Annotated in this window: 12 protein-coding genes; 1 reads left to right on the forward strand and 11 read right to left on the reverse strand. The window is 32.4% G+C overall.

Features of this window, described 5'->3' with window-relative positions; genetic code table 11:
* Positions 1–380: 380 nt before the first annotated feature.
* A complete protein-coding gene (locus IJI80_RS06900) occupies positions 381–824 on the reverse strand; it encodes a MarR family transcriptional regulator (RefSeq protein ID WP_292788766.1) in 444 nt (147 codons plus the stop codon).
* 263 nt (positions 825–1,087) lie between these two features.
* Between IJI80_RS06900 and IJI80_RS06905 the strand changes: the two genes are divergently transcribed.
* The gene (locus tag IJI80_RS06905; protein WP_292788768.1) at positions 1,088–1,822 is read left to right on the forward strand and encodes an archaeosine tRNA-ribosyltransferase; all 735 of its coding nucleotides are present in this window, start codon (positions 1,088–1,090) and stop codon (positions 1,820–1,822) included.
* Between the two features lie 42 nt (positions 1,823–1,864).
* Here the strand turns inward: IJI80_RS06905 and xseB are convergent, their stop codons facing one another.
* The 10 genes from xseB to IJI80_RS06955 form a co-directional block, all read right to left on the reverse strand.
* Entirely contained in the window at positions 1,865–2,095 is a 231-nt protein-coding gene (gene xseB / locus IJI80_RS06910) for an exodeoxyribonuclease VII small subunit (RefSeq protein WP_292788769.1), read from the reverse strand.
* Positions 2,096–2,138: 43 nt separating this feature from the next.
* On the reverse strand, positions 2,139–3,395 hold the full coding sequence (gene xseA, locus IJI80_RS06915; protein WP_292788770.1) for an exodeoxyribonuclease VII large subunit: 1,257 nt from the start codon (positions 3,393–3,395) through the stop codon (positions 2,139–2,141).
* Positions 3,396–3,464: 69 nt separating this feature from the next.
* A complete protein-coding gene (locus IJI80_RS06920; protein ID WP_292788771.1) occupies positions 3,465–4,031 on the reverse strand; it encodes a hypothetical protein in 567 nt (188 codons plus the stop codon).
* A gap of 144 nt (positions 4,032–4,175) precedes the next feature.
* Positions 4,176–4,427 (reverse strand): hypothetical protein, encoded by a 252-nt coding sequence (locus IJI80_RS06925; RefSeq protein ID WP_292788772.1) that lies wholly within the window; start codon positions 4,425–4,427, stop codon positions 4,176–4,178.
* A gap of 191 nt (positions 4,428–4,618) precedes the next feature.
* The gene (locus tag IJI80_RS06930; RefSeq protein WP_292788773.1) at positions 4,619–7,489 is read right to left on the reverse strand and encodes a right-handed parallel beta-helix repeat-containing protein; all 2,871 of its coding nucleotides are present in this window, start codon (positions 7,487–7,489) and stop codon (positions 4,619–4,621) included.
* A gap of 119 nt (positions 7,490–7,608) precedes the next feature.
* Positions 7,609–8,082 (reverse strand): hypothetical protein, encoded by a 474-nt coding sequence (locus IJI80_RS06935; RefSeq protein ID WP_292788774.1) that lies wholly within the window; start codon positions 8,080–8,082, stop codon positions 7,609–7,611.
* Complete coding sequence (locus IJI80_RS06940) at positions 8,082–8,264, reverse strand: zinc ribbon domain-containing protein (protein WP_292788775.1); 183 nt, start codon at positions 8,262–8,264, stop codon at positions 8,082–8,084. Before IJI80_RS06940 ends, IJI80_RS06935 begins: the two co-directional genes overlap by 1 nt.
* Positions 8,265–8,329: 65 nt before the next feature.
* A complete protein-coding gene (locus IJI80_RS06945; RefSeq protein ID WP_292788777.1) occupies positions 8,330–8,719 on the reverse strand; it encodes a hypothetical protein in 390 nt (129 codons plus the stop codon).
* Between the two features lies 1 nt (position 8,720).
* The gene (locus IJI80_RS06950; protein ID WP_292788778.1) at positions 8,721–8,813 is read right to left on the reverse strand and encodes a zinc ribbon domain-containing protein; all 93 of its coding nucleotides are present in this window, start codon (positions 8,811–8,813) and stop codon (positions 8,721–8,723) included.
* Positions 8,814–8,881: 68 nt separating this feature from the next.
* On the reverse strand, positions 8,882–9,632 hold a 751-nt coding region (locus IJI80_RS06955), incomplete at its 5' end, for an SbcC/MukB-like Walker B domain-containing protein (RefSeq protein ID WP_292788779.1).

Consider the following 9,632-nt stretch of genomic DNA (forward strand, 5'->3'; position numbering starts at 1 on the left):
TCTTCAACAGACTCTGCTTCTTTAGATAAGTTCTCTTCTATATCTTTATTTGCCCTACCGATGAGGGATTTAAGAGTATCTAACACAGACATTGAAAAACACACCTAGGACAATCATAGGTTTACCTCACGTCCTTAATTAAAATTATATTAGAATAGTATATAAAGGTTTTGAAAAATTTTGAAAGTGTAACCTAACAGGTGACACTATTTTTAAAGTTTAGGTTAGCCTTACATTAAAAGGATAATCGATTAAAATAGAGATAAAAAATTAGAAAAATTTTAAAAAAAATAGTAAAAAATAGTGTTTAATTAAACAAATGATCAAAAAATAGATGAGATTAGAGAAAGATTAAAAAAAGTAAAAAAATATTAATGTCTTTAAGATAAGACATCACCTGAATTATCGGAAAGCTTTTTCAAAGTTTTTATAAATGCCAACATCTCATCTTTAGGAATGTCTCCCATAGTTGCTTCTTTCCATTGATCAAATATGTCAAGCAAAACTTGGCAAGCCTCTTTTCCATCTTCAGTTAACAATAATATTTTTTTGGTATTGTTTTCAGCATCTATGGTTTTAGTGATTAAACCTTTAATCAATAGGTTTTTAGTGGTTTTACTAATGTTAGCTTCAGTCACATGGAATTGCCTTACAAGATCTATTTGATTAAGACCTTCATTTGTATAAATTTCCATAAGGATTGGTATTTCACCAATGCTGATATCTAATTTTTCCATGTTTTTTCTAAAAAACATTTCATAACTTTTCAATAGGTTCATTAGGTAATTTACTTGCTCTGGAATTATTGTTTCATTTTCATTCATAAAAATCCCCCCTTATAAAGGGAATCATTTGTAGTTAGTATCTATAATATGTATTAAATTAATTATATTTTTTAATATATAAAAAGTTTACCTAAGTTAAGTTAATTAAGTATATGTACATAAAAATTATAAAAATTATAAAAATTTTTCAATAAATCCATGTGAAAAACGAATGAATGCCAAAATTACAAAATAAGGAAAACTTAATTATAAAAAGGAATAGATAATTAAATGAATATTAAAAATAAGGAAACAAGGATAAAATGAAACAATTTGAAATCAAAAGCCATGACGGCCCTGGAAGATATGGGAAGCTTGGAGATTTGGAAAGCCCAGCAATAATCAACAGGGATGACTTTTCCATAGCTGATGATGAATCCTCAGCTTATGATGTTGAAAAGGAAATTGCAGAGTGGAGCGTTAATCAAACCATTGAAAAAGCAAAGCTAGTTGAAGATAAGGAAATAGCTGTCATTCAAGGAAGCAAATACATTGACTTGCGTATCAAATGCCTAAAGGAACTTGAAGAGCTTGGATACAATGGATTCATTATAGCAAATGCAGATGATCTCCTTCTTCATCCAAGAGACTTGGTTGAGTTGATCGTTGCACTTAGGCAAAACATGAAATCATCCAGCTATCTAATATTCCCATTTGCTGAAGCACAATTCATTCCACTTCTTGCATATATGGGAGTGGATGCATTCTTCGATGACATTGGAGAATACTACAGCCATATCAATGTACTTATGAGTCCAACAAAAAACTATGATTTAGAGACATACAAAGTTTATGAAATGAGTAGAGAAGAGCTTGAAGCATACAACAAAAATACCATTGACTTCGTCTTAAGGGAAGTTAGGGAACACATGAAAAACAGCAGCTTGAGAAACCTTGTAGAAGAAAGGTCTGCTACAAGCCCACAGTACGCTTCTGCACTTAGAATACTTGACAAGAATTACTCGGAGTATTTGTTGGAGTATACTCAAGTTTACTAAAAAAAAGAGTTAATAAAGAGGATAATCCTCTTTATCTTATTTTCATTCATTGACTTCAAAATCAACTACTTCTTTATTGTCATTCACTATTTTTGCAATAGCTTCCTGAGCGCTATTTAGCTTTTCATCACATTCCTTGACTAAAACCATTGCTTTCTTAAACTCCTCTATTGCATCATCCAATGAAACCTCACCTGTTTCCAAGTTGTTTACAATTTTTTCCAATTCCGCTAATTTTTCCTCAAAACTAAAATTCTCCTTTTCTTCAACCATCATATCACCTTTTGTTTAAATATTTAATTTTCAATTCATAAAACTATAAAACTCTTGTATTTACTTTGCCATCCTTGAATTGCAATTCCAATTCATCATCTTTCTTTAAATCTTTTGCATAAGAGACTACCTTTCCTTTTGATCTTGCCACTGCATATCCTCTTTGTATAGTCAATAAAGGATTTAAAACCTTTAGCTTATCAATATTCCTTGATAATGTAATTGTCTTCTCATCTAAAATTGACTGAGGATTTCTAAAGACATTAGAGCTCTTGACTTTTGACAATCTCATTTGATTTGAATGGATCATCTCTTTTGAAGAAGAGACTAATCTGCCTTTAATGAAGTCCAGATCCATCACTTTCCTCTCATGAATCATATAAGGATTCTTGAATAAAGGCCTATTCATTATCCTTTCAAATTTCTCCAGATTATCATTAAATTGCTTTGACATCACATTGTTTGCCCTTGAATCCAAGTCATCGACTTTTGAGCTTATCTCTCTAATATCTGGAACAGCAATTTCTGCAGCAGCAGTTGGTGTTGCTGCCCTTTTATCAGCAACATAATCTGCAATGGTCCAATCTATTTCATGCCCCACTGCACTAATTACAGGAGTTTCACATGCAAGTATTGCCTTTGCAACAATCCTTTCATTAAAGGCCCATAGGTCCTCTATGCTTCCTCCACCTCTTCCTACAATAAGAGTGTCCAGGTCGAATTCCCTATCGGCAACAAATATTTGCCTTACAATATTGTTTGCGGCAAGGCTCCCCTGAACCAGAGATGGGAATAGAATGATTTCACATAAAGGCCATCTTCTCTTGATTGTAGTTACAATATCCCTAATGGCTGCTCCAGTTGCAGCAGTGACAACCCCTATTTTCTTAGGAAACTTAGGTATTGGCTTTTTTAGAGAATCATCAAAATATCCCTTGCTTTCAAGTTCCTTTTTCAATTGCTCAAATGCAATATGCAATTCACCTAATCCATCTTCGATAATCCTTTGAGCGTACAATTGATAGTTTCCACGTGACTTATAAACGTCAACATATCCTCTGACCAAAACCTTCATGCCGTTTTCAGGTTCAAATTTAAGCTTTGATGCAAAACCATAAAACATGACCCCTGGAATCACACTGCCTTCGTCCTTTAGACTGAAATAGCAATGCCCAGATGAATAGCGCTTAAAATTAGATATTTCTCCTCTTACATAGACCTGTTTTAAGTAAGAATCTGAATTAAGCAGTCTCTTTATATGGTCCGTAAGCTCGGATACTGTTATATATTCATCTTCCATTACATAACCCCATAATTTAATACAAAGTTTATACTCTTGATTGTTTATAAATATTTGCTATTTTTCTATTTATCCCTTTACAAAAATCTCTAAAAACTCTATGTTTTCCTTATCTATATGATTTTCAATGCTTTCTAGAATATTGTCGACTGTACCATCAAAAATGGCATAGGAAAGTGGCATGTGCTCATAATCCCAATAGTCAGATCTTTGTAAAAATGTCAATAAACTTAAAGCTTCAAGCAAATCCAAATCTTTTTCTGAGAGTATTTTCTCCCAATCTGCCTTAAGCTCCACATCATGCTTTTCCTTAAGCAGATTTACATACTCATTATAGTCTTCAATAGCTAATTTGTATTTGAATAGAATATTTACAAGAAGATAATTCAATCCATCCAAATCATAGTCCTTGCTTAAAACTTCCTTCTTGAAGTCATATTCCAAAATGTATTTTTCTTCCAAGTCATTGTCCTGCCCTATTTTTTCCAAAAATGAAAGATAATCATCATTGTATGAATCATAATATTCTTTAAGATATGCTCTGAATTTGACTAATTCATTTAACCTCTCTTCCCATGACAGGTTTTCCTCTGGAATCTGTAGAATCTCATTTGCTATCTTGTGAAAATCATTCATTTTATTGCCCTGGAATTTGATATGAAATAATTGAAATAATGATTAATTAAATAATATTTTTAAATTAAATTATTATGTTTAATTAAGTAAATCTTTAATTTAATTAATATTAATATTTTTTCTTAAACGGATATGTAATATGGTCTACATCAACACTTCAAAAAACTCTTTATTCAAGTAATTTATATGTGTGATCAACTGTCTTCTTTTCATTTGAAGCAGCTTATGATTGTACATCAAATCATCATATCTTTCCTTATCGTACTCCTTTCCCATATCCTTCCTGCACTGAAGTTTCCAAATCTCTTTGAATTGCTTGCTCATTTGGTCTTTGATGTTTTGAAGCTGTATAGTGGCTTCATTGATTTCAGCAGTTAATTCATCTATTCTTCTCATAGAAAGCCTCCTAAATAAATTAACCCATAATTTAAAAAAAGTCTTAACCATAAGTAAAGTAATATTGGATTTGATTACTTATAAATGAAAAATAAGAGCATGTGAAAACTAATATCGATTATTAAAAAGAGCAGTGAAAAAATAAAATAAAAATAGTGAATAAAAAATAAAAAAATAAGGATGATTAATCCTTATTTTTTAACTCTAACAGTTCTTTTTACAGTGTCTTTAAGGTAAGTAGCTTTGTAAGTTACTTTTTTACCTTTTTTAAGTTTCTTAAGAACTTTGCTTTTAATGGTTAATTTTGCAATACCTTTTTTGTTGGTTTTCTTAGTGTATTTCTTGCCTTTGAATCTGAAGGTTATTTTTTTGCCTTTTAAAGCTTTTTTACCTTCTTTTAAGGTTGCAGTAATCACTAATTTCTTAGCAGATTTTTTGACTGTAACCTTTTTCAATTTCAAGATTTGTTTAACCACTAATTTTTTAGTAACTGTTTTACCTAAAGCTGTTGCACTGACCTTATATGTTTTTGGAACATATTTAGTAGGAATCTTGAATTTTGCAACACCTTTGCTGTTGGTTTTTACAGTAGCTACTTTTTTACCATTGATTTTAAATACAACAGTTGCTCCTTTAGCCACTTTACCATCAGTTCCATAAACTGTTACAGAGTATGTTCCCTTGTTGTAGTAAGCGGAATAGTCTTTAGCAACTATTTTAGCTGGAACGGTAGGGGTTGGAGTTGGAGTTGTCTTCTCTTTTACAGTCACTATAAAGTTATTAGAGTATGCAGGTCCATTTTCAGATATGATTACGATTTTAATCTTATGTTCACCAAGAGCTAAATTAGAGATATGCTGAGTGAATGTAGTGTCATCTAGCATAATCGGTTGATCCATAGGTCCTGGTGAATTAGAATCTATAAGAACAAATAACTGACAACCAGATACTGGACAACTTACGCTAATAACCGCATCTTCACCAGGTTCAATGGTATTTGACTCAATGCTTGAACTGAAGCCTTCATTGTTCTTAAGATAATTAATAACTGCTTTGTCGCTATCAATGTATGGAGCCTCAATAATGAAACTAATTATACCATTTTCATCTGGTGTTAAATTAGCAGGTATAGGGATTAAACCATAACCTTTAACGCTTTTATTTAAGAGAAGAGCTCCTTTTACCTCTTCACCATCGACTTCTGCAACATCATAAATTAATATATTTCCTTCAAAATCATCTGGGAAATCATAGGTGATATACTCAACTTCACCTTCCGCAATAAATATAGGTACATCCACTTTAGGATAGATGATGAAATTATAAGCACTAGGTTGTTCCGGATAATTTGGATCATTTACTAAGCTTATGATAAAGCTGTGAGGACCAATCTCCTTATAATCCGCACCATTTAAAGTATAGATTGCTTGACCGTCAGCATATTCAATTGTGCGATTCTGATTTCCATCACTGAAAATTAATGTACCGGTAGCATCCTTTGGAAGAGTGATGCCTAAGGTTACTGAACCATGTGGAGAAACTCCATCCTCAAGCACATATGAATTTACAACACCAATATTATAACCAATGAATGTTGTATCATCATACAATACATATTCCCCCTCACCAAATACATATTTAACAACTACATTGAGTTGACCTGCTTTTACAGGATCAAGGTCCTCAAGATGAATTGAGGCAGAACTTTCAGTCATTGGTTTATTATAACATTCAGTGCCATTTAAAGAAATGACAATGTTACCTTCTATTGGACCGTTATTTATAATCTTGACAAATAAGTTATTATCTTCATCATCAATAGGAGTAAGACCTCCTGGACCTACAGGGTCAAGAGGGACATAACCACCGGAGCCGTAAGGATTATCTGAACCTCCTATAACAGTATCATTATAAACTATTATTTCAAAGTCATATTGGCCATTGTCTCTGGATACATTTCCATCTACAATTTTAATAGTACCATTGTTACCTATGAAAACACAGTCAATGACATTTCCACTAGGAGCAGCCCACTCAATAGGGATTCCTCTATTATTTATAAAAGTAGTGTTGGTTACATTGATATCAACATTTGAGCCACTAGCTTCAAAAGCAGAAATTGGGAATCTATCAGCACTGTCAGAATTAGAAGCAAAATTATTTTCAAAAGTACAATTATGCATTTGAGAGTTACTACCCTTTTGGGCGGTTATATATCCATAACCAATATTGTCTTTAAAAGTACAATTATTGATTTTAGAATTATCCCCATTAATATTTACAAAAGTAATAGTGGCATTATTGCCCTCAAAAGTACAGTTATTCAATTGAATATTTTTAAAGGAATATCCATAGGTAGTAATGAAATTTGAAGCATTATTATTAATGAAATTACAATCATTTATTTGAGTATTAGCCACTTGTTCATCACCCTCCACTTCAAATCTTATGAATTCAACTGCATCAATATCTTTAAAAGTACAGTTGGATAATATGAAATTAGGTTGCTTTTGCCAAATAATAGGACCATACTCATCAAAATGAGTTATATTTTCAAATGTACAATTTTCTATCCTGACCCCAGTACCATCCACATAAAAAAGAGAATAACCACGTGTACCAGTATCATAAGTGTCAACAATATTCTTAAAAATGAGATTCTTTATAGTAACATCATTAGCATGTATTGAAATGGCAAATCCTTCACCAGCCCCATCAATAGTATGTCCTTTACCATCTATAACAGATGTATTATCAATAGATGCAACAAGATGAAGATCTCCTTCGGCATATTTATAATCATTTTCTAAACTTATATCTCCTTCAGCATGATCAAGTGTATCCCTGAGCTCAGTTAAATTCTTTACTTCAGTTTCTTCCTCTAAGATTTCCTCTTGAGGATTTGTTTCTTCTAAACTATCATCTATTTGATTAGAAATTATATCATCACTCGGCTCTGCTGCAATTGCAAGGTCTGAAATGTCTTCAGATGCACTTACAGCGCCTATTGCCAAGATAAGCAGCAATAGAATGCCTATTATAAATTTCATATTCACTTTCATTAAAGTCCTCCTAATTTAATTATATATAGATATATAATTAGCCAATAAAATAGTTTACTAAAAGAATTTTAATGAAATAAAAAAATTAATGAAATAAAAAAAAAGAAAAAATTTGCACTTCAGCGATAACTGACAGTGCTTATCATGCGAGACATTGTTTCATTGCCCTTGCAGACTATAATCACATTGTCATTTGTAGTCTCATTTGAAAAGAATGCAATGTAATTGTTTTCCTTTCTGTCATACCATACGGTATGATTTGACAAGGTAATCTGTTCAGCCCCTAACTTATACGATTCCTGTTTGTATAAATATTGGGAGCCATCTTCTATCAAATCCATTGTAGACTCATTTCCCAGATTTAATGAAGTTATTTCAATTCCATTTTGGGAATCGTTTACAATATGCATATGTTCACTAACTTGTGTTTTTGTAACATTATCAGATAGTGGAACATCCAATGAAAATGTATCTGTAATGTTTACAGTATGGTATAATATCTGCTCTTCTCTAGCCTGATTATAGGCACCAATAGCTAGAAACGCTATTATTATGAGCGAGAGAATTATGATGATTATGTCTTTCTTATCCATTAGTGTTCACCATACCAATATTCATATAAGTCAGATCCACAAAGAGGGCAAACAATTTCAACGCTATCTACAAGTGCTCCACAAAAGGGACAATCCTCATCGAAGGAGCTTAAATCCGCTCCACAACGAGGGCAGGTTAAGTCTCCGTCATTTACATTTTCTCCACAAAATGGACATTTCATTATTAATTCCTCCCTTTACTTTAATAGCAGTATTGTTGATTGAGTTTATAAAGGTTCTTGAAAAATTATAATTCATTTTTTATTTCTTCCATTCTGCAAATTAGATTATAGAATGTCTTGTCTTCAATAGCCCTACTAAAGAAACCGCCAGCATGGCGCTCCGCCCTATGAAGCCAAGTCAAGATGACTAATATTTCTTCAAAAGTCAGCTTTTGCCTTGAAAAGTCAGGTATTTCACGAACCCCATATTTCCTTTCCATATCAGGTAATTTTTCAGGGTATCTGGTGTCATAGATGTCATATTTGTATAATAGCTTTTCAATTTCTCTAGCTTCTCTGCACTCACTGTAATCCATACCATCAACTAGATAAGCCTCTTCAGGAGGATTTTCAAAATAGTCTTTGTATTGTATGAAGTCATCTAGAATGTCTTTAAGTTCTTCATCAGTTTTCATTTTATTCCTCATAGAATGAACTTAAATCTGCCCCACAATGTGGGCAGATCAAGTCTCCATTGTTTACATATTCTCCACAGTAAGGACAATTCATATTCATTACCTCCCAAACTAAACCATAGCATTGGTTGGGAACTTATAAATATTGGATTGGAAAATCCTTTATACATTTGTTTCAATTTCAATTCCACTTCCAGCATTGGTCTTTTTGACCAGTATCTTATTGTCAATCCTAGTTTTCAATTCAGAAACGTGAGAAATTACACCAATCAATTTGTGGTTACCTGACAAGTCATATAATATATTCAATGCTTGATTCAATGATTCTGAATCCAATGATCCAAATCCTTCGTCAATGAAAAGTGACTCTATATTGATTCCGCCCTTATTATTGCTGATGATATCACTCAATCCAAGAGCTAGTGCAAGAGAAGCCTTGAATTTTTCTCCACCGGACAATGAGGCAACACCCCTTTCTGTACCAGTGTATGAGTCAAATACTGAGAAATCCAAACCTGATCTACCAGATTTCTTAATTTCTATCTCTTTTCTCTTCAATTCATATCTGCTATCAGTCATTTTAAGGAATCTCTTGTTGGCTTCATCTAAAACCTTTTCCATAAGATAGGATTGAACATAATTTTCAAAAGTGATTCTTTGCTTTCCAGTAAGTGAACCGTTGGCTGTATCACTTAGAACCTTAATGACATCAAATTGGCTTTGAATTTCCTTGCTGCTTTCTATATACTCTACAATATGTTCTGTAGCGGTTGTCAATTGTTTCAAAGTGCCACTTAATTCCAGGAAGGTTGTGTCTAACTTCTTATATTCCTCTTCAACAGAACTATATGCCTTTTCCATTTCGGATACATCAACCACTTCCTTGTCTTTAACTTCCTCTTCCAAATGTTCA

The sequence above is a fragment of the Methanobrevibacter sp. genome, from assembly GCF_017432245.1.
Classification (GTDB): domain Archaea; phylum Methanobacteriota; class Methanobacteria; order Methanobacteriales; family Methanobacteriaceae; genus Methanobrevibacter.